This window comes from Bradyrhizobium manausense (assembly GCF_018130615.1).
GTDB lineage: Bacteria > Pseudomonadota > Alphaproteobacteria > Rhizobiales > Xanthobacteraceae > Bradyrhizobium > Bradyrhizobium manausense_A.
Genome location: NZ_JAFCKB010000008.1, coordinates 280,001 through 303,807, shown reverse-complemented (window position 1 = coordinate 303,807; position 23,807 = coordinate 280,001). Strand labels below are relative to the sequence as shown.

The 23,807-nt window shown below is 63.4% G+C and carries 23 protein-coding genes (1 of these 23 cut by a window edge); 10 read left to right on the top strand and 13 right to left on the bottom strand.

All coding sequences use genetic code 11. The features are described 5' to 3' along the window. Positions 1 to 37: 37 nt before the first annotated feature. Positions 38 to 637: a nuclear transport factor 2 family protein gene (locus tag JQ587_RS18215; RefSeq protein ID WP_212426155.1), complete on the bottom strand. Its 600-nt coding sequence runs from the start codon at positions 635 to 637 to the stop codon at positions 38 to 40. A 150-nt stretch (positions 638 to 787) separates the two neighbouring features. After that, positions 788 to 1,594: a response regulator gene (locus JQ587_RS18210; RefSeq protein ID WP_212426154.1), complete on the bottom strand. Its 807-nt coding sequence runs from the start codon at positions 1,592 to 1,594 to the stop codon at positions 788 to 790. A gap of 217 nt (positions 1,595 to 1,811) precedes the next feature. On the opposite strand from JQ587_RS18210, the gene JQ587_RS18205 reads away from it, so the two are divergent. Together JQ587_RS18205 and JQ587_RS18200 are read left to right on the top strand one after the other, a co-directional pair. Beyond that, positions 1,812 to 2,045: a NepR family anti-sigma factor gene (locus JQ587_RS18205; protein ID WP_212297285.1), complete on the top strand. Its 234-nt coding sequence runs from the start codon at positions 1,812 to 1,814 to the stop codon at positions 2,043 to 2,045. Continuing rightward, positions 2,045 to 2,593 carry a sigma-70 family RNA polymerase sigma factor gene (locus tag JQ587_RS18200; RefSeq protein ID WP_092288831.1) on the top strand — a complete coding sequence of 183 codons (549 nt, stop codon included), beginning with the start codon at positions 2,045 to 2,047 and terminating at the stop codon, positions 2,591 to 2,593. Before JQ587_RS18205 ends, JQ587_RS18200 begins: the two co-directional genes overlap by 1 nt. A gap of 88 nt (positions 2,594 to 2,681) precedes the next feature. Here the strand turns inward: JQ587_RS18200 and JQ587_RS18195 are convergent, their stop codons facing one another. The 8 genes from JQ587_RS18195 to JQ587_RS18160 form a co-directional block, all read right to left on the bottom strand. Then, a complete protein-coding gene (locus JQ587_RS18195) occupies positions 2,682 to 3,380 on the bottom strand; it encodes a nitroreductase (protein ID WP_212426153.1) in 699 nt (232 codons plus the stop codon). Positions 3,381 to 3,492: 112 nt separating this feature from the next. After that, positions 3,493 to 4,737: an acyl-CoA dehydrogenase gene (locus JQ587_RS18190; protein WP_212297287.1), complete on the bottom strand. Its 1,245-nt coding sequence runs from the start codon at positions 4,735 to 4,737 to the stop codon at positions 3,493 to 3,495. Between the two features lie 117 nt (positions 4,738 to 4,854). After that, positions 4,855 to 6,099: an acyl-CoA dehydrogenase gene (locus JQ587_RS18185; RefSeq protein WP_212426152.1), complete on the bottom strand. Its 1,245-nt coding sequence runs from the start codon at positions 6,097 to 6,099 to the stop codon at positions 4,855 to 4,857. A gap of 121 nt (positions 6,100 to 6,220) precedes the next feature. Next, positions 6,221 to 7,348 carry an acyl-CoA dehydrogenase family protein gene (locus JQ587_RS18180; protein WP_212426151.1) on the bottom strand — a complete coding sequence of 376 codons (1,128 nt, stop codon included), beginning with the start codon at positions 7,346 to 7,348 and terminating at the stop codon, positions 6,221 to 6,223. Positions 7,349 to 7,461: 113 nt separating this feature from the next. After that, positions 7,462 to 9,333, bottom strand: coding sequence for an AMP-binding protein (locus JQ587_RS18175; protein ID WP_212426150.1), 1,872 nt, complete (start codon positions 9,331 to 9,333; stop codon positions 7,462 to 7,464). 44 nt (positions 9,334 to 9,377) lie between these two features. Then, positions 9,378 to 10,184: an enoyl-CoA hydratase/isomerase family protein gene (locus tag JQ587_RS18170; RefSeq protein ID WP_212426149.1), complete on the bottom strand. Its 807-nt coding sequence runs from the start codon at positions 10,182 to 10,184 to the stop codon at positions 9,378 to 9,380. Positions 10,185 to 10,346: 162 nt separating this feature from the next. Beyond that, a complete protein-coding gene (locus JQ587_RS18165; protein WP_097657345.1) occupies positions 10,347 to 11,105 on the bottom strand; it encodes an SDR family NAD(P)-dependent oxidoreductase in 759 nt (252 codons plus the stop codon). Positions 11,106 to 11,161: 56 nt separating this feature from the next. Further along, positions 11,162 to 11,824 (bottom strand): TetR family transcriptional regulator, encoded by a 663-nt coding sequence (locus JQ587_RS18160; protein WP_212297293.1) that lies wholly within the window; start codon positions 11,822 to 11,824, stop codon positions 11,162 to 11,164. 157 nt (positions 11,825 to 11,981) lie between these two features. On the opposite strand from JQ587_RS18160, the gene JQ587_RS18155 reads away from it, so the two are divergent. Continuing rightward, entirely contained in the window at positions 11,982 to 13,154 is a 1,173-nt protein-coding gene (locus JQ587_RS18155; protein WP_212426148.1) for an acetyl-CoA C-acetyltransferase, read from the top strand. 167 nt (positions 13,155 to 13,321) lie between these two features. Further along, entirely contained in the window at positions 13,322 to 14,866 is a 1,545-nt protein-coding gene (locus tag JQ587_RS18150; RefSeq protein ID WP_212426147.1) for an acyl-CoA synthetase, read from the top strand. A gap of 3 nt (positions 14,867 to 14,869) precedes the next feature. On the opposite strand, the gene JQ587_RS18145 is transcribed toward JQ587_RS18150, so the two are convergent. Further along, positions 14,870 to 15,412, bottom strand: coding sequence for a methylated-DNA--[protein]-cysteine S-methyltransferase (locus tag JQ587_RS18145; protein ID WP_212297296.1), 543 nt, complete (start codon positions 15,410 to 15,412; stop codon positions 14,870 to 14,872). Positions 15,413 to 15,551: 139 nt separating this feature from the next. On the opposite strand from JQ587_RS18145, the gene JQ587_RS18140 reads away from it, so the two are divergent. The 5 genes from JQ587_RS18140 (at position 15,552) to JQ587_RS18120 (ending at position 20,387) form a co-directional block, all read left to right on the top strand. Continuing rightward, a complete protein-coding gene (locus JQ587_RS18140; protein WP_212426146.1) occupies positions 15,552 to 16,370 on the top strand; it encodes an alpha/beta fold hydrolase in 819 nt (272 codons plus the stop codon). A 2-nt stretch (positions 16,371 to 16,372) separates the two neighbouring features. Further along, positions 16,373 to 17,185, top strand: coding sequence for an alpha/beta fold hydrolase (locus JQ587_RS18135; RefSeq protein WP_212426145.1), 813 nt, complete (start codon positions 16,373 to 16,375; stop codon positions 17,183 to 17,185). 157 nt (positions 17,186 to 17,342) lie between these two features. Beyond that, the gene (locus tag JQ587_RS18130; RefSeq protein ID WP_212426144.1) at positions 17,343 to 18,020 is read left to right on the top strand and encodes a GntR family transcriptional regulator; all 678 of its coding nucleotides are present in this window, start codon (positions 17,343 to 17,345) and stop codon (positions 18,018 to 18,020) included. Between the two features lie 111 nt (positions 18,021 to 18,131). Continuing rightward, entirely contained in the window at positions 18,132 to 18,932 is an 801-nt protein-coding gene (locus JQ587_RS18125; protein ID WP_212426143.1) for a phytanoyl-CoA dioxygenase family protein, read from the top strand. Between the two features lie 141 nt (positions 18,933 to 19,073). Beyond that, positions 19,074 to 20,387: an NAD(P)H-dependent oxidoreductase gene (locus JQ587_RS18120; RefSeq protein WP_212426142.1), complete on the top strand. Its 1,314-nt coding sequence runs from the start codon at positions 19,074 to 19,076 to the stop codon at positions 20,385 to 20,387. 238 nt (positions 20,388 to 20,625) lie between these two features. Here JQ587_RS18120 and JQ587_RS18115 read toward each other — a convergent pair whose 3' ends face one another. Together JQ587_RS18115 and JQ587_RS18110 are read right to left on the bottom strand one after the other, a co-directional pair. Then, the gene (locus JQ587_RS18115; protein WP_212426141.1) at positions 20,626 to 22,404 is read right to left on the bottom strand and encodes a sulfatase-like hydrolase/transferase; all 1,779 of its coding nucleotides are present in this window, start codon (positions 22,402 to 22,404) and stop codon (positions 20,626 to 20,628) included. 313 nt (positions 22,405 to 22,717) lie between these two features. Further along, positions 22,718 to 23,314 (bottom strand): hypothetical protein, encoded by a 597-nt coding sequence (locus JQ587_RS18110; RefSeq protein WP_212426140.1) that lies wholly within the window; start codon positions 23,312 to 23,314, stop codon positions 22,718 to 22,720. A gap of 347 nt (positions 23,315 to 23,661) precedes the next feature. Between JQ587_RS18110 and JQ587_RS18105 the strand changes: the two genes are divergently transcribed. After that, positions 23,662 to 23,807: the 5' portion of a GFA family protein gene (locus JQ587_RS18105; RefSeq protein WP_212426139.1), read on the top strand. It continues 157 nt past the right edge of the window; only the first 146 of its 303 coding nucleotides appear in the window; it begins with the start codon at positions 23,662 to 23,664; its stop codon lies beyond the right edge, outside the window.

Below are 23,807 nucleotides of genomic sequence, written 5' to 3'. Positions count from 1 at the left end.
GTGGTGATGCCAGTCGCGCCTTACTTTTGTCTGGCGTTCACTTCGCCTTCCCCGCGAGCCAGTCCCGCCCTTCGCCATAGAGCTTCTCGACCTCTGGCCCGATCAGGCCCGGCATGTCGCGCTTGACCTTGTAGCCGATCAATTCTTGCATGTAGGCGAGGTGGCGGTAGCCTTCCGGCAACGCGGCGAGGGTCTGCTGATCGAGGCGGAGCGTCGCGGCGGGATCGACCGGGTCAATCCGGTCTTTCTCGTAGATCGGCTGGCGGCGGACGATGCCCCACTTGCCCTGCCGCTTCTCCAGGAAATCGTAGAATCGGCCGGTGCAGACGACGTCGCAGAGCACGTCGTGCACCACGGCCCGCTGCGAGATCGTCATCTTGGTCTGCGCAATGGCCCGCTCGCCCGAAAGATCGATGCTGGTGCCGCCGAGGAAATGCAGGATGCGCACGCCCTTGGCAAAGCCTTCCTGGCTGACGCGCATGAAATCCCGTGCCGGCCCCTGAAACCAGGTGGCGGACATCCGACCCTCTTCATGCCAGACGGTGGCAAAGCGTTCCCAGTCACCAGCGTCGCGCCACACCGCCCAGTTCTCGACGAGGTCGCGAATGGCGAGGCGGTCGAGCAGTTGCTGGTCCATGGGCATCTCTCCAATTCGGGCGATGCGCGAGGTATGGGCGGCGCACGCAGCGCCCGTCAAGCGGGCACGAAAAATCCGGCGTGCCTCGCAGCACGCCGGATCAGATTGCCGAATGACGGATCGTTGCCTGTTACCGCCGCGGGCGCCTTGTTACGCCGCCGGCGCTTTGGGCGTGCGGTTGCGCGAGTTGCGCTGGAAGAACAGCGCCTGGCTCGCCACCGCCGAGACCATCGCGGGCTGGAACGGCTTTGAGATCAGGAAGGCCGGCTCCGGGCGCTCGCCGGTGAGGAAGCGCTCCGGATAGGCGGTGATGAACACCACCGGTACCTCGAAGGTGCGGAGCAGTTCGTTGACGGCATCCAGGCCCGACGAGCCGTCGGCGAGCTGGATGTCGGCGAGGATGAGGCCCGGCCGCCTGTTCTTGGCCAGCGCCACCGCATCAGCATGAGTGCGCGCGACGCCGACGACGTTATGGCCGAGATTCTTCACCAGGCTCTCGAGGTCCATGGCGATGAAGGTCTCGTCCTCGATGATCAGGACGTCGGTTGCGATCTCGGCCGCCATCTCGCGGCCGGCAGCATCGGCCAACCGCCGTGTCTCGGCGACATCGGTCGCGAGAATATAGGCGACTTCCTCTTCCGAAAATCCTTCGAGGGAGAGCAGCAGGAAGGCTTGCCGCGGCAGCGGCGTGATGTTGGACAGCCGCCGCTCCGGCGGCATCGGCAGCGTCGCCACCTCGGAATCGTCGTTCACGGAGACCGAATTCCAGATCTGGGTGAACAGCCGGAACAGGCCGGCCCGGGGTCCATGGGTCTCGTCGAGCACCGACGGATCTCCCAACATGGCCTCCAACATGGCTGCGACGTAAGCGTCGCCGGAGGCCTGGCTGCCCGTCAGGGCGCGCGCATACCGGCGCAACAACGGCAAATGTTCAGCAACGAGCTGTGAACGGGACATCCCCACTCCATTCATCATCGGGCCAACCTTGACGAACCAGATGAGGGGAGGCCCGGGTTCCCCTGCTGGGGCTGATTACGCCTCAGGAGAAGAAAAGTTCCGCGGAGGGGGGAACTTTTTGTCGAACCTGGAATTGAACTCGTCCAGGGAACGGCTCCCGGTTGAGAAAACTTCTCGATTTTGCAGTCACTTAACTCGGGGAAACGTGGAACAGGTCATGAAAGATCTCAAGTCTCAAGCCAGCAAAAGCACGACCCCCGGCAAGGGAGGCCTAACTCCGGAGATTCAATCCCGGATTGGGCACCAACTGCGCGCCATGTACGACGATGTCGTACGGCAAGGGGTTCCGGACCGGTTCGCGGAGCTCATCAAAAAGCTTGATGCGCCGGGAGCTGGATCCCAAAACGAGAGTGGAGCTGGGGGCTCCAACGACAACCATGGGAGGGATTAATGCCTCTCACGAACTCCCTGCGTGACGACATCCTGGCGGCCGTGCCGAGCCTGCGCGCGTTCGCGATCTCGCTCAGCGGCAATGCGGACCGCGCCGACGATTTGGTGCAAGAGACGCTGCTCCGCGCACTCGCCAACATCGACTCGTTCCAGCCCGGCTCCAACCTGCCGGCATGGCTGTTCACGATCCTGCGCAACCTGTTCCGCTCCGACTATCGCAAGCGGCGGCGCGAGGTCGAGGATGCCGAGGGCAATTATGCCAAGACGCTGAAGACACAGCCCTCGCAGAATGCCCATCTCGAGTTCGAGGAGTTTCGCACCGCGCTCGACAAGCTTCCGCAGGACCAGCGCGAAGCCTTGATCCTGGTCGGCGCCTCGGGCTTCTCCTACGAGGATGCGGCCTCGATCTGCGGCTGTGCCGTCGGCACCATAAAGAGCCGCGTCAACCGCGCGCGCTCGAAGCTCGCCGCACTGCTTTATGTCGACGGTGCCGAGGACTTCGGACCCGACGAGACCGTGCGCGCCGTCATCGGCGGCAGCGGCGGATAACGCGTCAATCGACTGAAGGCGTCAGCTGTGAGGACGGCCGTTTGCGCGGCCGTCTTCGCTCGCATGCGGGCAGCTGAACCTCGCGCGATCATTTCTCGACGAACATCACCGTGTCGGCGATCGTTGCGCGCGAGGTGCGATAGCTGTTGACCTTGTGCGCATTGTCGGCATAGCCGAACGAGATGCCGCAGACGACACGGCGATCGTCGGGCAAGTTGAAGTGGCGGCGGATCAGGCCGGAATGGCGGGCGAGCGCGGCCTGCGGAATCGTGCCAAGTCCGAGCGCCTGCGCAGCGAGCATGAAATTCGAGACATAGGCCCCGCAATCGATCGCACCGTAGACGCCGAGCGGCTCGTTGGTATGAATGATGGCGACATGCGGCGCGCCGAAGAAATTGTAGTTCTCCAGCGCCTGCTTGGCGTAGCCGATCTTGTCACCACGGGGAATGCCGAGCGTATTGTAGAGCTGGAAGCCGCTCTCGCGGCGGCGTTCGAGATAGACACCGACATATTCGCGCGGTGGCGTGAAATCATAATCATCGCCAAGACCGCCTGAGGCTTCCTTGTAGATCAGCTGGCGGAAGCGTTCCTTGGCCTCGCCGCTGGCGATGATGACCTGCCAGGGCTGGCTGTTGCACCAGGACGCGGTGCGCTGCGCGGTCGTCAGCACATGCTCGATGGTCGCGCGATTGACTTCCTTGGGAAGGAAGGCGCGAACGGAGTAGCGCTCGTTGAGGAGCTCTTCGAGCACGCCAATGCGATTGTTTTGAGTCACTTTAGCGTCCATGGATTGGTTCTCTTCGTAGGGTGGGTTAGCCGAAGGCGCAACTCACGTCTTTTGTTTCCGCGTCGGCAGAAGAGGTGGGTTACGCTGCGCTAACCCACCCTACGATGCCACATCACCGCCCCTTGGTCGGGATCTTGTTATAAGGCACGTCCTTGTCGACGCGGATGTCGCCCGGCAGGCCCAGCACGCGCTCGGCGATGATATTGCGCAGGATCTCGTCGGTGCCACCGGCGATGCGCATCGAGGGCGAGGACAACAACATCTGCTGGAATTGGCCGTGCACCGTCTCCTCATCGCTGCCTGTGAGCACGCCGGCCGCGCCCTGGAGATCCATGGCGTAGGTCGCGATGTCCTGCAGCATCATGCCCGAGACGAGCTTGCCGATCGAATTCTCCGGACCCGGCCGCTCGCCTTTCGACAGAGCCGAGATCGCGCGGTAGCTGGTGTATTTCAGCCCGCTCGACTTCACTGCCCAGCTCGCGAGCTTTGAGCGCACGGCGGGATCGTCGATCGCGAGCCCGTCTTCAAGCATGAGGTTCGAGCAAAATTCAAACATCTCAGGCACACCGGTTGCGAGCCGCGCGCCAATCGACATGCGCTCGTTCATCAGCGTGGTCAGCGACACGCTCCAGCCCTCGCCGACAGCGCCGAGCCGCTGGCTGTCGGAGATCACGACGTCGGTAAAATAGACCTCGTTGAACTCCTGCATGCCGTTGGCCTGCTTGATCGGCCGCACCTCGACGCCCGAGCTCTTCATGTCCAGGAAGAACATGGTGAGGCCCTTATGCTTAGGCACATTCGGATCGGTGCGGGCGATCAACAAGCCGTAGTCGGAATAATGCGCGCCGGAGGTCCAGATCTTTTGACCATTGACGACCCAATTGTCGCCCTTCTTCTCCGCGCGCGTGCGGAGGCCCGCGACGTCGGAGCCGGCCGACGGCTCGGAGAACAGCTGGCACCAGATCTCCTCGCCCGAGGCGAGCTTCGGCAGATAGCGGCGTTTGGCATCTTCGCTGCCCCAGGCCATCACGGTCGGACCGCACATGCCCTCGCCGATCTGGAACGGCTGCGTCAGCTTGCCGTAGACACCCTCTTCCTGCTGCCAGATCACGCGCTCGATCGGGGTGGCGCCGCGGCCGCCATATTCCTTCGGCCAGTGCAGGCAAGCCCAGCCGCCTTCCGCCTTCTTCTTCTGCCAGGCCTTGCCGACCTCAACCATGTCGTGCTTCGCAAGCCTGATGCGGCCAAGCGAGGATTTCGACAGCTCCTGCTCGAACTCCTTCGGCGCGTTGGCGTCGACCCATTTGCGTGCGGTCTCGCGGAATGCGGCTTCCTGCGGGGTGTCGTCGAAATTCATGGCGGCCTCTCTCTTTGTGTCATTCCGGCGCGCCCGAAGGGCGAACCCGGAATCTAGAGGTTAGTTACTCATTTCGAGATTCCGGGTTCGATGCTTCGCATCGCCCCGGAATGACGGCTAGTTTCTTCCTTTGGTCGGGATCTTGTTGAACGGCACGTCCTTGTCGACACGGATATCACCGGGCAAGCCCAAGACGCGCTCCGCAATGATGTTGCGCATGATCTCGTCGGTACCGCCTTCGACCCGCGTACCCGGCGCACGCAGCAGCATGGCCTGGAAGCGGCCCGCGAGCTCGGCATCATCGCCGCTGACCACGCCGCTCGCCCCCTGCAAGTCCAGCGCGTAGGTCGCGACATCCTGGATCATCGACCCCGCCACCAGCTTGCCGATGGAGTTTTCCGGCCCCGGCCGCTCGCCCCTCGACAGCGCGGAGATCGCGCGCATGCTGGTGTATTTCAGCCCGCTCGCCTTCACCGCCCAGTTCGCCAGCTTCGAGCGCACCGCGCGATCCTCGATCGCCGGACCGTCGTCGAGCATCAGGCTGGAGCAATATTCGAACAGCTCGGGGAAGCCGGTCGAGACGGCCGCACCGATCGCGCTGCGCTCGTTCATCAGCGTGGTCAGCGAGACGTTCCAGCCGTCGCCGACCTCGCCGAGGCGTTGGTGATCGGGAATGCGGACGTTGGTGAAATAGACCTCGTTGAAGTCCGAGGCGCCGCTCGCCTGCTTGATCGGCCGCACCTCGACGCCGGGGCTCTTCATGTCCAGGAAGAACATGGTGAGGCCCTTGTGCTTGGGCACGGTTGGATCGGTGCGGGTGAGCAAGATGCCGTAATCGGAATAATGCGCGCCCGAGGTCCAGATCTTCTGGCCGTTGATCACCCAGTCGTCGCCGTCCTTCTCCGCACGCGTGCGCAGGCCTGCAACGTCTGAGCCGCCGGCGGGCTCGGAGAACAACTGGCACCAGACCTTTTCGCCGGAGGCGAGCGGCGGCAGATATGTGCGCTTATGCTCCTCGCGCGCGAACGCCATCATGGTCGGCCCGCACATGCCGTGGCCGATGATGAACATGCGGGACAGCTGACCGAACGGCCCTTCTTCCTGCTGCCAGATCACGCGCTCGATCGGCGTCGAACCGCGGCCGCCATATTCCTTCGGCCAGTGCAGGCAGGCCCAGCCGGCATCGGCCTTCTTCTTCTGCCAGGCTTTTGCGACCTCGAGAAGGTTGGCGTTCTTGAGCACGGTGCGGCCGAGCGAGGATTTGCGCAGCTCGTCCTCATATTGCCTGGGCGCGTTGGCACCGATCCAGGCGCGCGCGGTGGCGCGGAATTCGGCCTCTTGCGGGGTGTCGTCGAAGTTCATGGTTATTCTCTTCTTCCGTCATTCCGGGGCGATGCGAAGCATCGAACCCGGAATCCAGAGGTTACTGACTCAGATCGGGATTCCGGGTTCGCGCTACGCGCGCCCCGGAATGACGACAACATCACGCCGCGTTCTTCTTGCGCATGCGGTCGATCAGCTGGTCTTCCCAATAGGTGAGACTGCCGAGCCCCAGCGCCATCGCATTAGCGCGGCGGTAATACATGTGGCAGTCGAACTCCCAGGTGAAACCCATGCCACCGTGAACCTGGATGTTGTTCTTGGCGCAGTGCTGGAAGGCCTGCGTTGCGCTGATGCGCGCAGCCGCCGCGGCTTCCGGCAGCTCAGCCGCGTTGGTCGAGAGCGCCCAGGCGCCGTAATAGCTGTTGGAGCGCGCCAGCGTCGCCAAGACGTACATATCTGCCAACATGTGCTTGACCGCCTGGAACGAGCCGATCTGGCGGCCGAAGGCGATGCGGTCGAGCGCGTAGTCGCGGCCCATCTCCAGCGCACGGTCGGAGCCACCGACCTGCTCGAAGGCGCAGAGCACCGCGGCGCGGTCGAGCACTTGAGACAAAATGCTCCAGCCTTCACCGGCTGCGCCGAGCGGCTCGGCCTTGGCGTCCTTGAAAGTGATCTCGGCTTGCCCGCGGGTCGGATCCAGATTGGTGAGATTTTTGACCTCGACACCGGCAGCCTTAAGGTCGACCAGAAACAGCGAGGTGTCGCCGTCGCGGCCGCTCGATCCCGTGCGCGCGGCAACCACCGCGAAGTCGGCGATCGCACCGTCCGGGACCGGCTTCTTGACGCCGTTGAGCACGCCATTCGCAGCCGCGAGCTTGACGGCCTTCGGCGCCGGATTGCCCTTGCCCTCGAACAGCGCCAGCGTGCCGATCGCATCGCCCGAGGCAATCGCGGGCAGCCATTTCTTCTTTTGCGCGTCGCTGCCGGCGATCAGCAGCGCCTCAGCCGCGAGATAGACGGTGGAGGAGAACGGCACCGGCGCGTTCGCCCGGCCCATCTCCTCCGCGATCACGCAGAGCTCGAGATGGCCGGCACCCGCGCCGCCAAATTCTTCGGGGATCGCAACGCCGAGGAACCCCATCTCCGCGAGGCCCTTCCAAAGCTCCTTATCGTATGGCGCCTTGCCATCAAGCACGACACGCACCGCCTTGGGCGAGCACTTCTCAGTGAGGAATTTGCGCGCCTGGTCACGGAGCTGCTTCTGGTCGTCAGAGAAATCGAAGTTCATGGCGGCTTACCCTTGTTTATTCGTTGTTTTCATTGATGCCGTCATTCCGGGGCGCGACAAAGCCGCGAGCCCTTAGGGCCATCCCGGAATGACGAGGTGAGAGAGCTGCGCACTCATCGAAGCACGATCACGTCCTGGTCCGGCGTGTCCGCATACAGCCGCTCCACCAGCGCGGAGCGGCGCTCCAGCCCGGCGCGCTGGTTGATGTAGCCCTTGTCGGTGAGTTCGTTGCCGTCGATCGAGGGCGGCTCGACCATCAGCATGGCGCGCGCGATGATGCGGCTGCTGGCACCTTCGCACTCCTTGTTGTGGGCCTGGAGCCCGCGCTTGAAGCACGCGACGACCTCGGGGTGTTTCACCGCCTCCTCGAAGCTGAGATCGGGATTGCCGACGAGTTGGCGGCAGGCATGCAGGTTCGGCCAGGCGAGAAGGCCAATGAAGGCGCGATCCTGCCCCGCGACCAGCGCGTCATGCACGACAGGCGTCGCGGCAGCGATCGCATCGGTACGCAGCGAGCCGACATGCACGAAGGTGCCGGTGGTGAGCTTGAAGTCTTCGACGACGCGCCCCGCAAAGATGATGCCCTTCACCGGATCGGTGTCGTCGACAAAGATGCCGGCATCGCCGATGCAGTAAAAACCCTCCTCGTCGAACATCTTCTTAGTGAGATCAGGCTGACCGAAATAACCGGGCGTCACGTTGACGCCGCGCAGGCGCAGCTCGTATTTCGAACCGCACGGCACCATTTTCAATTCGACGCCGGGGAACGGCAGGCCGATCAGGCCGACGCGCTCAGTATCCCAATAGGTGCCGGTCGAGGTCGGCGCGGTCTCGGTCGAGCCCCAGCCGGTGTAAAATACGATGCGCTCGCCGGTGGTTTTCACCGCGAGAGCCTGCATGCGGTCGTAGAGATCATCCGGCAGCCGCGCGCCGCCATAGGCCATAATCAATAGGTTCTTGAAGAATGAACGGCAGAGCGCGTCGTCCTTCTCCATGGCAGCGGCGAGCGCGGCATAGCCGGCCGGCACGTTGGCGTAATAGGTCGGCGATATCTCGCGGAGATTCTTGATGGTCTCCTCGAGCTGGCCCGGCATAGGCCGGCCGTCGTCGATAAAGAGCGTGCCGCCATCCACCAGCACCGGGTGGAACGCGGCATTGCCGCCCATGGTGTGGTTCCAGGGCATCCAGTCCAGCACGGTGGCGAGCGGACCGCCCGGCGTGCGCGGCCGCACCTGCATCATCATGGCAGCATTGGCGCACATCATCTCTTGCGTGTTGATGACGGCCTTGGGCATGCCGGTCGAGCCTGACGTGAACAGCAGCTTGCCGACGGTGTGAGGCGTGATCCTTGCGATCGATGCTTCGACATCAGCAGTCACGGGCGTCGCGGCGAGCTCGGCGAAGCTGACGCTCTTGATGTCCTCGCAGGGCCGCACGACATGAACGACGGTAGCGCCGTTGAGATCGAGCGCCTTCAGCGCGTTCTCGAAGATCGGGCCGTCCTGCACCATCACCACGGCTGGCTTGATCAGGTCGAACAGATACTTCAGCTTGACGTGATCGTGGCTCATCAGAGAGTAGGCTGGCGACACCGGCGCAGCCGGGACACGCGCCTGCATCGCGGCCTGCGTCATCAACGCATGCTCGATCGAGTTGCCGGAGAGGATCGCCACCGGGCGCCCGTCGAGCTTGAGGTCGAGCAGCGCCTGCGTCAACGCGTCCACGGTGCGCTTGGCCTCGCCATAGGACACCTTGCGCCATTCGCGGTTGGGCCCGCCGCGCTGCGCGAGCCAGATGCGCTCGGGCGCTTCCTTGGCCCATTTCGCCAGCGAAGCCGGAAGATGCTTTTCGTAGGCCTGCAACGGAATGCGCGACTTCAGCACCACCGTGCCATCGGCGCGCCGTTCGACAGCGATGTCGCGCGCGAGCCACTCGACCTTGCGAAAGGCGGGCTTTGACATCGCCGCCGCCGCGCTTCCACTCATTTTGCGTCTCCCGGAATTATTGTCCTTTGCGGATCTTTGTTGCTTCAGCGCTTGATATAGACAGGCTTTCGCTTCTCAAGGAAGGCCCTGATGCCTTCCGAAAACTCCTCGGAGCGGCTGCACAGGACCTGGTTGCGGTCCTCCATCGCAATCGCCGCTTCCAGCGACCCCGCATCGACGCTCATGTTGAGACATTCCTTTGACAAGCGCAGCCCAACCGGCGAGGCCGTCATCATCGCGTCGACGTAAGGTTCGGCCGCCGCATCGAGCTTGTCCTCGTCGACCACTTCCGAGACGAGTCCGACCGCGAGCGCACGCTCGGCGCCGATGAAGCGCCCGGTCAGGATCAGCTCGGAGGCCACGGAGACGCCGACGAGGCGTGGCAAGAAATAGCTGGTGCCGATGTCGCAGCCGCCAAGCCCAAGCTTGATGAAGGCGCAGTTCATGCGCGCCGACTTCGTCGCGATGCGGATGTCGGACGCGAGCGCGAGCGCAAAGCCGCCGCCTGCGGCCGCACCCTGCACCAGCGACAGGATCGGTTGCGGACAGCGCCGCATCAACATCACGATGTCGGCGATGCGCCGCTGCGAGTCCAGCGACTCCGTGACGCCGGGCGGCTCCTGCTGCCCGGCCCGGCGCGCCATCGCGGCCTTGAGATCGAGGCCAGCACAGAAGCTCTTGCCGGCGCCTTTGAGTACGACGACGCGCGTATCACGGTTGCGTTGAAGACTCTGAAAGTAGGCATTGAGCGCATCGATCAGCGCAGGATCGAGCGCGTTGAGACTGTCGGGACGATTGAGCGTCACCCGGTCGACGCCGGCGTCATGCTCGATCAGCAGCGGTTGGGACATGGACGGCTCCCCATCGTCGTCCTGGACAAGCGAGCAAAGCGAGCGCAGATCCAGGACCCATCACCACAGGCTTTTATTGTTGAACACCGACGCCGATTGAGCGCGCTCAACCAAAGGCGCCGGTGGTAATGGGTCCTGGCTTTCGCCAGGACGACGGCGGAGCTACCGCGGAGCCATGCGGATGGCGCCGTCGAGACGGATCGTCTCGCCGTTGAGCATCGCGTTCTCGACGATGTGCACCGCGAGCGCGCCGTATTCCTTGGCATCACCGAGGCGCGAAGGATGCGGCACCTGGGCCCCTAAGCTCTTGCGGGCTTCTTCGTTCAACCCCATCAGCAGTGGCGTGAAGAACAGGCCGGGCGCGATGGTGTTGACGCGGATTTTCTGGCTGGCGAGGTCGCGCGCGGCGGGAAGTGTCAGGCCGACGACGCCGCCCTTCGAGGCAGAGTAGGCGATCTGGCCGATCTGACCTTCGTAAGCGGCGACCGAGGCGGTGTTGATGATGACGCCGCGCTCTTCACCGACGGGCTCAATCGTGACGAGGCGCTCGGCGAACAGACGCAGGCAGTTGAAAGTGCCGATCAGGTTGACATTGATGATGCGCGCGAACTTCTCCAAGGGATAGACGCCGTCGCGGCCGACGATGCGCTGCGACCCGCCGATACCGGCGCAGTTCATCAGCACGCGGGCAACGCCGTGCGCCGCTTCCGCCTTCGCGATCGCCGCTTTGATCTGCTCCTCGCTGGTGACGTCGGCATGAAGCGCGACGCCCTTCACTTCGGCAGCAACCTTCTCGGCGTTGTCCTTGTTCTGATCGATCACGCCGATCTTGGCGCCCTTGGCCGCCATGGCGCGGGCGGTCGCTTCACCGAGACCCGACCCACCACCGGTGATGAGAACGGCTACGTCTTTCAATTCCATGACAGGCTACCTTTCCTTGGGCGTTTCTTCTCTAGACTTTGGCAGTGGTGGCCGGACTATCCAGCCACGGCGGCGGCCTCCCCGGCTTGCGTGAGGATGCCGCTGCAGATCAGCGTTTCCATGTGCTTGATGTATTGCCGGCAGACGTCATCGGTGACCGGACCGACGCCGGTCGCGCGAGACATCGCGTGCCGACCGAAGAACAGGTGATCGCAGGCGCCGATCAGGCTGGTGTAAAACAGCACCGGATCGGTGGCGCGGAACTCGCCGCGGCTGACGCCCTCGGCGAGCAGGCGGCGATGAAAGTCGAGCAGCGGCGCGACGAAGAATTTCGAGACCTCGTCCGCAGAGCCCGCAACGCTCTCGTGCAGGAGATAGTGGATCAGCCGGTTCATGTAGGGGAACCGGTGATAGGCGCGGATGATGCCGGCGATGTGCAGCTTCAGCTTCGCCGTCGAGGTGATCGGCTGCGCCAGCAGATATTCAAGATTGGACATCTCGGTCGCGGCGTCGCGCGCGAGCAGCGCCAGCAGCAGGCCGTCCTTGTTGCCGAAATGATATTTGACCAGCGCGGCGTTCGCCCCCGATTTCTGAGCAATGTCAGAGAGCGAGATCTCGATCGATGAGCGTTCGATCATCAGCTCGCTTGCGGCCACCAGCAATTTCTCTGCCGTGGAATTCTTTCCGCTCGGAAGCCTGTTCGGTACGCTGGTAGTCACGGAGATCCCTTGTTCTCGTCACGCGAGCGGGCCGCAGATAAGCCCAAGCAGCGCCTCCCCACAAGAGTTAATTGATCGATTGACTAAACGATATCCCGTCCCTTAAATCCGCTCCGACAACCCAACCCTATCAAGAACAATCGTGGGAGAGACCGAAATGGCCGAGGCTTATATCGTCGCCGCTGCGCGTACCGCGGGCGGGCGCAAGGGGGGCCGCCTCGCCGGCTGGCATCCAGCCGATCTCGCCGCGAAGGTGCTAAACGAGCTGGTCGATCGCACCAAGGTTGATCCTGCCCTGGTCGAGGACGTGATCATGGGCTGCGTGATGCAGGTCGGTGAGCAGTCCAACAACGTCGCGCGCAACGCCATCATGGCATCCAGGCTGCCGGAGAGCGTGCCGGGCACCTCGATCGACCGTCAGTGCGGCTCCTCGCAGCAGGCGCTGCATTTCGCGGCGCAGGCCGTGATGTCCGGCACCATGGACGTGGTGATCGCGGCCGGCGTGGAATCGATGACGCGCGTGCCGATGGGCCTGTCCTCGCAACTCGCCGCCAAGAACGGCTTCGGCCATTACAAGAGCCCCGGCATCGAGGCGAGATATCCGAACATCGTGTTCAGCCAATTCACCGGCGCCGAGATGATGGCCGAGAAGTACGGCCTGTCGAAGGATGATCTCGACGAATACTCCTTCAACAGCCATCGGCGCGCGATCGCGGCGACGCAAGCCGGTCACTTCAAGAAAGAGATCGTACCGCTCGAGATCACCCGCGCGGACGGCAGCAAGGACACTCACCACATCGACGAAGGCATCCGCTTCGATGCCACGCTCGATGGCATCAAGGGCGTCAAGCTGATCGCCGAGAACGGCAAGCTCACCGCTGCCAGCGCCAGCCAGATCTGCGACGGCGCCTCCGGCGTGATGGTCGTCAACGAACGCGGTCTCAAGCAGCTTGGCGTGAAGCCGCTGGCGCGTATCCACCACATGACCATGACCGGCGGCGATCCCGTCATCATGCTCGACGCGCCGCTGCACGCCACCAAGCGCGCGCTGGAGAAGGCCGGCATGAAGATCGGCGACATCGACCTGTTCGAGGTCAACGAGGCCTTTGCCTCGGTGCCGACCGGCTGGCTGAAGACCACCGGCGCCGATCCGGCACGCCTCAACGTCAATGGCGGCGCGATCGCGCTCGGCCATCCGCTCGGCGGCTCCGGCACCAAGCTGATGACGACGCTGGTCCACGCCCTGCATCAGCGCGGCAAGCGCTACGGCCTGCAGACCATGTGCGAAGGCGGCGGCATGGCCAACGTGACGATCGTGGAGCGGCTGTAAGCTGCTGCTGCATTGAAGGTGTCGTCCCGGCGAAGGCCGGGACCCATAGCCACAGCAATCTGTGGTGAGGCGAGCTGGAGCGACATCGTGCTTCAACAATCTGGATCGGTGGCTATGGATCCCGGCCTTCGCCGGGATGACACCGTTATTGTTGCGAGATCTCGACGATGACTCACCCTTCTATCTACGCCCGCTCCACGCCCGACAAGATCGCCTACCAGATGGCCGGGACCGGCAAGGCGATCACCTATCGCGAACTCGACGAACTCTCGAACCAGGGCGCAAACCTGTTCCGCTCGCTCGGGCTGAAGGCCGGCGACCACATCGCGCTGCTGATGGAAAACCGCCTCGCCTTCATGGAGATCTGCTGGGCGGCGCAGCGCAGCGGGCTCTATTACACCGCGATCAGCCGCTATCTGAAGCAGGACGAGATCGACTACATCATCAGCGATTGCGGCGCGAAGGTCGTAATCGCCACGCCGAAATGCGCCGACCAGATCAAGGCCCTGATCAAGGGCGCGCCCGGCGAGCCGATCTTCTACATGGTTGACGAGCCGCTGCCCGGCTTCCGCTCCTACGACAAGGAAGCGGCCGCGCAGCCGACCACGCCGATTGCCGACGAGGTTGCCGGCTACGACATGCTCTATTCGTCGGGCACGACCGGCCGGCCAAAGGGAATCAAGAAGGCCTTCGAAGGCAACGCGATCGACGTGCCCAACGCTTTCCTGCGCGTGCTCTGCGCCGACATGTGCGGCATGAATGCCAAGAGCACCTATCTCTCGCCGGCACCGCTCTATCACGCGGCTCCCTTGCGTTTCAACATGATGGCGATCGTGCTCGGCGGCACCTCCATCATCATGGAGCATTTTGACGCCGAGGACTTTTTGAAGCTCGTCGAGAAGTACAAGGTCACGCAGTCGCAGCTCGTCCCGACGATGTTCGTGCGCATGCTGAAGCTGCCCGACGAGATCCGCACAAAATACGACGTCTCGACGCTGCAGGGCGCAATCCACGCCGCCGCGCCCTGCCCGGTCGACGTCAAGGCAAAGATGATCGAGTGGTGGGGCCCGATCCTGATCGAGTATTACGCGGGCTCGGAAGGCAACGGCGTCACCGTCTGCAACTCGCAGCAATGGCTGGAGCATCGCGGCAGCGTCGGCCGCGCCGTGGTCGGCAAGATCAAGATCCTGGACGAGAACGACGAGGAGCAGCCGCTAGGTGAGATCGGCACGGTCTATTTCGCCGACGCGCCCGCGTTCACCTACCACAACGACCCCGAGAAGACGAAGAAGGCCTACAACGCCAAGGGCTGGTCGACGCTCGGCGATGTCGGCTATCTCGACAAGGACGGCTTTCTCTTCCTCACCGACCGCAAGTCCTACATGATCATCTCGGGCGGCGTGAACATCTATCCGCAAGAGACCGAGGACGTGCTCATCAGCCACCCGGAGGTCGCTGACGTCGCGGTGTTCGGCGTGCCGAACGAGGAGATGGGCGAAGAGGTGAAGGCGGTGGTGCAGCCGCACGACATGACCCGCGCGGGCAAGAAGCTCGAGGCCGACCTGATGGCCTATTGCAAGACGCGTCTCTCAGCCATCAAGTGCCCACGCTCGATCGATTTCGAGGCCGAACTGCCGCGCACACCCACGGGGAAGCTGGTGAAGCGGCATCTGCGCGACAGATATTGGCCGAAGACGGCGGCGAAGATTTAAGCCTCAATCAAACAAACTCGGCGTGTGGTTGACCAGCGCGCCTTCGATCTCGAGCATCTTCAGCTTCGTCACCACGCCGCCATTCGCCGAGAATCCGCCGGGCTTGTTCCCTGCAGCGAGCACGCGATGGCAGGGCACGACGATCGGGCACGGATTGTGTCCGAGTGCCTGGCCGACATCGCGCGAGAGCTGGACGCCACCGAGGCGCTTGGCGATATCGCCATAGGTCATGGTCTTGCCGGGCGGGATCGCGCGGGCGATCTCGTAGACGCCGCGATTGAACTCGGGCACGCCATCGAGGTCGAGCGGGATGTCGGTGAGGTCATCGTGCTCGCCCGCGAGCAGCTTCACGATCCGGTCGATCGCGTGCTGCACCTCCGGCGTCGGTTCGGCTTCGCTGGCATCCGCATGGCGCTGGCTGATGCGGGTGCGAATCTTCTGCTCGCCACCCATCGGGAGCTGTGTGCCGTTGATGCCGCGCGGGCCCCAGGCGATGGCGCAGAGGCCGATCTCGGTGTCGAACAGGGCAAAATGCTGGTCGGTCATGGCTAGGTTCCTGGCTTGCGTCCTTCTCGCATGGCCCCATTGTCATCTCGGCCTAAATCTAGGCTTGGAAATAGTTGCGATCCACCCGGTTTCCGGGAATCTTGCACAGGAGTTCCGCACACCTTTCCGCGAGCCCTGAATGCAAAGCCTCCGCGTCAACGGATACGACATGCCCTATCTCGACGTGGGCGAGGACAGAGATAGGCCGCCGCTGGTCTGCGTGCACGGCTCGCTCTCCGACTTCCGGGTCTGGAGCTGCGTGCTCGGGTCGCTGACACAGCGTCACCGGATGATCGTTGTCAGCCTGCGGCACTTCTTCCCCGCACAATGGGACGGCGTCGGCGACACCTATTCGATCGCCCAGCATGTCAGTGACGTCATCGCCTTCATCGAGAAGCTCGACCTCGGCCCGGTCGACCTGATGGGCCATTCACGCGGCGGCCACATCTGCTTCCGCGTGGCGCAGCAGCGGCCGGATCTGCTGCGGCGACTGGTGCTGGCTGAGCCGGGCGGCGAGCTCGATGCGAGCCTCGATCCGGATTACGCCGGCGGTCCCTCGCCGCTGCTGGCGCGGTTCACGGCCTCGGCCGAGAAGATTTCGGCCGGCGACGTCGACGGCGGCCTCGCCGTCTTCGTCGACACGCTGGAGGGCGCCGGCACCTGGCCGCGGCTGCCGGCGATGGTGAAGCAGAATCTGCGCGACAACGCCACCACCCTGATCGGCCAGGTCCGCGACAATCGTCCGCCGTTCTCGAAGGCCGACGCGGAGTCGATCAAAATGCCGACCCTGTTCATCCTTGGCGCACGGACCAAGGGCCTGCTGCCAAAGGTGCTGCACGCGCTCGCCACGCACGTGCCCTACTCCAAGACGGCGATCATCCCGAACGCGACGCATCCGATGTTCGAGCAGGCGCCGCAGAAATATTCCGAAGTGGTCCTGGATTTTCTGGCGAGCTGATCATGCAAAGCTTTCGCGTCAATGGTTACGACATGGCCTATCTCGAAGTCGGCGAGGGCCATCCGCTGGTCTGCGTGCACGGCACGCTCGGGGATTTCCGCACCTGGTATGCGGTGCTCGGCCCGCTGTCGAAGAAGCATCGCGCGATCTCGGTCAGCCTGCGGCACTTCTTTCCCGAACATTGGGATGCCGTCGGCGACGACTACAAGATGGCCCAGCATGTCGCCGACACGATCGCCTTCATCGAGCAAGTGCAGCCCGGCCCGGTCGATCTGATGGGCCATTCGCGCGGCGGGCACATCGCGTTCCGCGTCGCGCAGGCGCGGCCTGATCTACTGCGCAAGCTGGTGCTCGCCGAGCCCGGCGGCGATCTCGACGCGAGCCTACCGCTCCCCAAAGGCACGCCCGCGCATCCGCCGCTGGCTGCGAAGACGATGCGCTCGGTCGAGATGATCCGCGCCGGCGACATCGAAGGCGCGCTGCAGAACTTCTACGAAGGCATCGAGGGCGACGGCTCCTGGCGGCGGGTGCCGGCGGCCGCCAAACAGCAACTGCGCGACAACACGCTGACCTTCCTTGGCCAGATCGACGAGCAGCGCAGGCCGTATACGCTTGCGGATGCGCACGCGATCAGGACGCCGACGCTGCTGATCGGCGGCGGCGCCACCACCGGCAGCCTGTCGGTGCTGTGGCGCGTGCTGGCCGAACATATCGCGGGCGCGCAGACGGCGGTGATCCCCAATGCCGGGCACTGGATGTTCGAGCAGGCACCGCAGGAGTTCGGCGAGGTGGTCAGCAGATTCCTGGCGGAATAGCGGACGAGGCAACTTCCGCGAAAACAACCCCATGCACAGTAGGTCACCCCAATAAAATCAAAGGCTTATCCAACAGAAACCGCCAGCCATTGACGGCTTCCCCCTCCCGCGATACCTTCGAATACGGAATTCCGTATTCCATTTTGGAGCCACCGGCGTGATCCCTCTCGACCCGCTGCCGAACCTGATCGACCAGGTCTATGCCCGGATCCTTGAGGCGATCTCCGACCGCACGCTGCAGCCCGGCCAGCGCATCCGGCAGAACGAGCTCGCCGACAAGCTCGGCGTCTCGCGCCAGCCGGTGTCGCATGCGCTGCATTTGTTGCACCGGCAGGGGCTCGTCGCCGAGAGCGGCCGGCGCGGCTTTGAAGTGACCCAGCTCGATCCGGCGCGCATCCGTCAGCTCTACGAGGTGCGCGGCGCCATCGACGCACTTGCCGCCCGACTTGCAGCTCAGCGCGCCGCAACCGACGGGGCGGGTCGCGCGCGGCTCGACGCAGCGCTCGCCGCCGGACGCCGCATCGATCGCACGACTGCTCTCGCCGAGCTGATCACGCTCGATGTCGAATTTCATCGCGCGATCTATCAGCTCGCCGGCAATCCCGTGATCGAGGAGACGATCACGCCGCAATGGCCGCATATGCGCCGCTCGATGGCAACAGTGCTCTCGGAGCTCGACTATCGCGGCAGCGCTTGGGCGGAACATGCCGATATCGCCAAGCACATTCTCGCAGGCGACGCCAAGGCCGCCGAACGCGCGGCGCTGGCGCATGCGCAGACGGCGGGACGGATGACGGAGGAGAGATTGAAGGCGACGGACGAGGTGGCGGCGTAGTGAGCCGTCATTCCGGACGCGCGACAGCGCGATCCGGAATCTCGAGGTTCCTGGTTCGATGCTTCGCATCACCCCGGAACGACAACAAGAAACAAAACAGGAGGACGCCCCATGAAACTGTCTCAGGAGCAATTGGAGTTCTTCCAACGCGAGGGCTGGCTGTTCCTGCCCGAACTGTTTGCCCAAGAGGAGGTCGATCTCCTCGCCCGCGAGGCGGTCGGCATTTACGACGCCAACCGGCCCGAAGTCTGGCGCGAGAAGAGCGGTGCGCCGCGCACGGCTTTTGCCGCGCATCTCTACAACGAGGCCTTCGGCATCCTGGGCGCGCATCCGCGCATGATCAATCCGGTCGAGCAGGTGTTTGGCGAGCCTGTTTACATGCACCAGTTCAAGATCAACGCGAAATCGGCCTTCACGGGCGACGTCTGGCAGTGGCACCAGGATTACGGCACGTGGAAGCGCGACGACGGCATGCCGGAGCCGCGCGCGATGAACATCGCGATCTTCCTCGATGAGGTGATGCCGATCAACGGCCCCTTGATGCTGGTGCCGCGCAGCCAGAACGCCGGCGATCTCCAGGCCTCGCATGACCTCTCCACCACGTCGTACCCGTTGTGGACGCTGGACGAGGACACCGTGACGCGCCTCGTCAAGCAGGGCGGCATCGTGGCGCCGACCGGCAAGCCCGGCGGCATGCTGATGTTCCACGGCAATCTCGTGCACGGCTCGGCCGGCAACATCACGCCCTATCCGCGCAAGATCGTCTATCTGACGCTGAACGCGGTCTCGAACTACATCCGCACGCCGACGCGGCCGGAATACATCGCCCATCGCGACTTTGCGCCGATCAAGACGGTAGATGATGATGCCTTGCTGCGGCTTGCGCGAGCACCGCGGCAGGCGGCGGAGTAATTTGTCATTCCGGGGCGCGCCCTCTTGGGTGCGAGCCCGGAATCCATCTGGCCGCAGAGATTGTGGATGAATGGATTCCGGGCTCGCGCTTCGCGCGCCCCGGAATGACGAGCTTTGATTGTTGCATTTACGGATTTCCCCATGAACCTCTTCCGCCTCCTCCAGGCCCGCGCATCCGCCGGCAAGCCTGTCCGTGTTGCACTGATCGGTGCCGGCAAATTCGGCTCGATGTTTCTGGCGCAGGTGCCGCATACGCCGGGATTGGAGGTGCCCATCATCGTCGACATCGACCGCGAACGCGCGCGCGAGGCCTGCCGCACCGTGGGCTGGAGCGCCGAGCGGATCGCCGCCACCGTGTTCACCGATGACGGCGCGCGCGCCATCGCCGGCGGCGCGATGGATGTGGTGGTGGAGGCGACCGGCAATCCCGCCGTCGGCATCCGCCATGCACGCGCTGCGATTGCGGCGGGCAAGCATATCGTGATGGTCAATGTCGAAGCTGATGTGCTCGCGGGCCGGCTGCTCGCCGAGGAAGCGCGTAAGGCCGGCGTCGTGTATTCGCTCGCCTATGGCGACCAGCCGGCGCTGACGGCGGAGATGGTCGACTGGGCCCGCGCCACGGGTTTCCGTGTCGTCGCCGCCGGCAAGGGCACGAAATATCTGCCGGCCTATCACGACGTGACGCCTGACGGGGTCTGGCAGCATTATGGCCTGACCGCGGGAGAAGCGCAGTCGGCCGGCATGAATCCGCAGATGTTCAACTCCTTCCTCGACGGCACCAAATCGGCGATCGAGATGGCTGCGATCGCGAACGCCTGCGGGCTCGATGTGCCTTCGGAGGGACTTTTGTTTCCGCCCTGCGGCGTCGACGACCTGCCGCACATCATGCGTCCGCGATCCCGCGGCGGCGTGCTGGAACGGTCGGGCGTCGTCGAGGTCGTCTCCTCGCTGGAGCGCGACGGCCGGCCGGTGTTTCGCGATCTGCGCTGGGGCGTCTATGTCGTGCTGGAGGCGCCAAACGACTACGCGGCCGGCTGCTTCAAGCAATACGGCCTGAAGACCGATGCCAGCGGACGGTTTGCCGCGATGTACAAGCCGTATCATCTGATCGGGCTCGAGCTGAACATCTCGGTGCTGTCGGCCGCCCTGCGGGGCGAACCGACCGGCCAGCCCTACGGCTTCCGCGGCGACGTCGCCTCCGTGGCCAAGCGCAATCTGCGCGCCGGCGAGATGCTGGACGGCGAAGGCGGCTACACCGTGTGGGGCAAGCTGGTGCCGGCGGCCGCGAGCCTCAAGGCAAGCGCCCTGCCGATCGGCCTCGCCCATCGCCTCAAGCTGAAGCACGACGTCGCCCATGGCGAGATCGTGCGCTGGAGCGATGTCGAGTTCGACGCGGGCAACGAGACGATCAAGACCAGGAAGACGATGGAGGCGGCGTTCGAGAAGCAGGAGTGAGGGGGAGATCAGAGCCGAGCGCAACTCTCGTAGGGCGGGCAAAGCGGCTTGTCCGCCGTAGCTCCTAGAGCGAAGGCGGAAGCGTGCTCACCTGTTCTGTCCGCATCCCTGAGATCGTGGGCACGGCGCTATCGCGCCTCTGCCCATCCTCCGGTGCCGAGGGCGCAGCCGACATCCTCATCCCGATCGTCGCCCCAACGCCGCGACCAGGAATCCAGCCGCGGCAGAGCGCGGCGAGCTAGCGAGCTTGCCTGGCGTTGGGCATCAGGTCTATCAGGCCCATATCCACGAGCGTGCGATGGAAACGACGTTTCCGTTCGGAGGTTGAAGCGAAGTAGGCTTCTCTGCAATCGTCCAACAAGCTCGCGCGCGTGGCAAATATCGGGTCAAGCGCAATGCCCGCCCGTTGCAGGGCAACAGTTCCGAGAAAGGCGATATCGAGGTCGGGGCCCCTTCCGGGGCTGAAATGGGGGATGTTCAAGGCTTCGATCGCATAGAACGTACCAAACGGGCGCCGCCCGTCGCCCGGGCGTTTCAGCTGTCGATCGATCTGTTTCGTCAAGACGGGTTGATGGTCGCCATAGTGCACGATGAGAACAGGCCGCCCAGGGAAGCTGCTTGCGAGCCGGGCTCTGAGGCTTCGCCAGGCAGTCGCGGTCTCTGCCAGTCGCGCGTAGTACTCCGCATAGCCGACATCGGGGAAGCTCGCCATGGCAAAGGCGCGCTCCCTCTCGAATTGACCTGATGGCACGAGCTGCCGATGATGCGGACCATGATTGAAGTTGGTCAGCGCATAGAGAAATCTCGGCGCCAGGTCGTCAGCGATCCCTTTGGTATGCGCATCGACGACCGCATCCAGAAACATCGCATCGGAATTTGTGGCCTCGAAGCGTCTCGCATCGAATGGCGGCGGAAGCTCGTCGACGAAGATGCGCTCGTCGATGCCGATTGAGCCGTAGAATTTGTCGTAACTGAGAAACCCGCGGCGACAGCTGGATATGAGCGTGGTCTTGTAGCCGAGCGATGCCAGCGAACGAGGCAAGCTGCTGTGAAAACGGCCGGCGCCCTTCTTGAACAGGTAATAGGCGCTCGAACCGAAGCTGGCACTCGAAAGACCGGTGAGCAGGCTGAATTCGGATTGCCACGAACCTCCGCCAAAGATGTCGACGTTCAGGCGTCCAGATTCCCCATCTGGCGGGGACAGGAAGGCTTCGACGACCGGCTCGATCGGGAGCCCGAAAATGCGCGGATCGAAGACAGATTCGTGCTGGATGACGATAATATCCGGAGAACAGGCCGAACGCGCGGGCGTGGCCTCCCTCAATGGCAGTGGTTCGTTTGCAATATCGCTGAGAGCCAACCCGCCGAACTGTCGCCAGCAATCGGGATCAACCAGCGAGGCCATGAAGGTCGCGTAAAAGCACCGCCCTTGCGTCAGGGTCCGCCGCAAGAGTTCAGCGTCCTTCGACGCCGAGGCCTTTGCAAAGCCGATGAGCGCCGGAATGAACAAGAGAATGCGAGACGCGACTGGAATGGGAGATCCAGCCGCGTAGAGCAGAACCGTGCCCGAAGCAAAGACAAACAGCACGCTTCCCGCCAGAATACCCAGCATCATGCGTGGATATTGCAGTACGAAGAATGGGACTGTGCCTGCAAACGCCAGAGGTAAATCGGAAACGGTCAGCTTGAGCGCGCTGTGATTGAATTTGACGATCGATATGCCGGCGATTGCGACCGCCAGCATGCCGGACAGCAGGACCGCTCTCTCGACATCAGCAAGAAACAGCAGCAGCAAAGCAGCGTTGAAGAGAAGGGCTGCGACCGCAAACGGCAGATGCTCGACGCTCCGTTCCGTTAGCGCAATGATGGCAATCGCCGCGACAATAATAAAAATTGAAATCATCATGGGATCAGGATGCCCCGAGCATTGGAAGTTTTCAATTTGGCTTCTTGAGGAGTGTGTATCGTTCGTTACTGGCGGCAATCGCTTCTGCACCGCAACAAGACACGCTGCCACCCACGTCTCCCCGGCGATACCCTGCGCGGCATCGGCCGATGGCAACGATTCGCTGGCCTGGACCCAGGTGGCCGAACTGAGCTTCGACAGCTTCCTAGACTAGCGCGGATGCGCACCAAGACCTGAGGCGCAGATTGGCAAGGAAGGGTAGAAACGACGAAAGCCCCGGAGATGTCTCCGGGGCTTTTTGTTCTGGGCGATGAAGGTCTCGCAGGGTGCGGCAAAGCGCAGCGTGCCCACCAATGTCCATCGCGATCCGCTGAGAGATCGTGGGCACGGCGCCCTTGCTCACCCTACAGCAGTAGAGAACGCCTCAATTCTGATCGTCACCCAATGCTGCGACCAGCTTGTCGTAATACTTGCCGACGAGATCGATGTTGGCCTTGTTCTCGACCGCGGGCGCCGGCGTCTTCAGGGCCTGGTTGAGCTCGTCGAGCGCCTCCTTCTTGTCCTTGGCCGGCATCTTCTTGTCGGCCTCGACCTGCGCGATCTGCGATTTGATCACGGCATCATTGCCGACGTATTTCTTGGTCGCAGGATCGAAGCCGCCGAGCACCAGGCTGATGTTGTCGACGACGTTGTTGTAGTCGTCATAGCTGGCAAAGCCATGCTTCTTCGCGACACCGTCCAGCTGGGCGATCACCTTCGCGTCAGGCGCGCTGTTCTCCGGCAGCTTCTCCGTAATCGCATCCATGTCCTTCTGCGCAGCGAGCACGCCGTCGAGCTGCTTGTCGGTCAGCGCGATCTGCTTGAGCGCGGGCGCCTGCTGTTGCGCCGGCGCAGCCTGCTGCGCCGGTGCGGGCTGCGGCTTGGCCTGCGCGAACGCCGCGCCCGAGGAGACGAGCGATGTCACGGACACAAGGCACGCGACGCCGAACGCGGAGAGGGCGGGACGAAGCAATGCTGGCATGGAAGTCTCCTCCTGAAGGGGGATGGCTGGTCTTGATGGCGGAAGGGTGTTGGCCGTGGAAGATCTAGACGGTCGAAAGCTAGGGAACTCGAAATGAACTCCACATGAACTCCGCAGGCCCCAGCTAACGGGCGATCATGGCTGAATGATCACAACCCTGTGGTGCCATCAGCGATCACTAAACATTGTTCTGCGAGCAGTTCATCTGTTGTGCGTCTCGCCGATGCTCGCGATCGACAACAACGAGAGTCCACATGTCGACCTATCGCGGTTCATGCCATGGCGGCGCGATGACGTTCAGGCTCGTGTCAGATATCACCTGAAACCGCGACCCGCGATTGCTCCATGTGCAGGCGGAAGAACGCGTTGATGACCAAGGTGCGCGAGAACGCGCTCACTGTGCTGAGTGGGACCTTCTGTCGGTCTACAAATGGAATGCGCATCGCGCGAAGCACTTGTTCTGCTCACGCTGCGGCATCTACACGTTTCACCG

Bases quoted from the DNA above. Each gene is read 5' to 3' on its own strand.
- JQ587_RS18215 (WP_212426155.1), bottom strand. From the start codon at position 637: ATGGACCAGCAACTGCTCGACCGCCTCGCCATTCGCGACCTCGTCGAG.
- JQ587_RS18210 (WP_212426154.1), bottom strand. From the start codon at position 1,594: ATGTCCCGTTCACAGCTCGTTGCTGAACATTTGCCGTTGTTGCGCCGG.
- JQ587_RS18205 (WP_212297285.1), top strand. From the start codon at position 1,812: ATGAAAGATCTCAAGTCTCAAGCCAGCAAAAGCACGACCCCCGGCAAG.
- JQ587_RS18200 (WP_092288831.1), top strand. From the start codon at position 2,045: ATGCCTCTCACGAACTCCCTGCGTGACGACATCCTGGCGGCCGTGCCG.
- JQ587_RS18195 (WP_212426153.1), bottom strand. From the start codon at position 3,380: ATGGACGCTAAAGTGACTCAAAACAATCGCATTGGCGTGCTCGAAGAG.
- JQ587_RS18190 (WP_212297287.1), bottom strand. From the start codon at position 4,737: ATGAATTTCGACGACACCCCGCAGGAAGCCGCATTCCGCGAGACCGCA.
- JQ587_RS18185 (WP_212426152.1), bottom strand. From the start codon at position 6,099: ATGAACTTCGACGACACCCCGCAAGAGGCCGAATTCCGCGCCACCGCG.
- JQ587_RS18180 (WP_212426151.1), bottom strand. From the start codon at position 7,348: ATGAACTTCGATTTCTCTGACGACCAGAAGCAGCTCCGTGACCAGGCG.
- JQ587_RS18175 (WP_212426150.1), bottom strand. From the start codon at position 9,333: ATGAGTGGAAGCGCGGCGGCGGCGATGTCAAAGCCCGCCTTTCGCAAG.
- JQ587_RS18170 (WP_212426149.1), bottom strand. From the start codon at position 10,184: ATGTCCCAACCGCTGCTGATCGAGCATGACGCCGGCGTCGACCGGGTG.
- JQ587_RS18165 (WP_097657345.1), bottom strand. From the start codon at position 11,105: ATGGAATTGAAAGACGTAGCCGTTCTCATCACCGGTGGTGGGTCGGGT.
- JQ587_RS18155 (WP_212426148.1), top strand. From the start codon at position 11,982: ATGGCCGAGGCTTATATCGTCGCCGCTGCGCGTACCGCGGGCGGGCGC.
- JQ587_RS18150 (WP_212426147.1), top strand. From the start codon at position 13,322: ATGACTCACCCTTCTATCTACGCCCGCTCCACGCCCGACAAGATCGCC.
- JQ587_RS18145 (WP_212297296.1), bottom strand. From the start codon at position 15,412: ATGACCGACCAGCATTTTGCCCTGTTCGACACCGAGATCGGCCTCTGC.
- JQ587_RS18140 (WP_212426146.1), top strand. From the start codon at position 15,552: ATGCAAAGCCTCCGCGTCAACGGATACGACATGCCCTATCTCGACGTG.
- JQ587_RS18135 (WP_212426145.1), top strand. From the start codon at position 16,373: ATGCAAAGCTTTCGCGTCAATGGTTACGACATGGCCTATCTCGAAGTC.
- JQ587_RS18125 (WP_212426143.1), top strand. From the start codon at position 18,132: ATGAAACTGTCTCAGGAGCAATTGGAGTTCTTCCAACGCGAGGGCTGG.
- JQ587_RS18120 (WP_212426142.1), top strand. From the start codon at position 19,074: ATGAACCTCTTCCGCCTCCTCCAGGCCCGCGCATCCGCCGGCAAGCCT.
- JQ587_RS18110 (WP_212426140.1), bottom strand. From the start codon at position 23,314: ATGCCAGCATTGCTTCGTCCCGCCCTCTCCGCGTTCGGCGTCGCGTGC.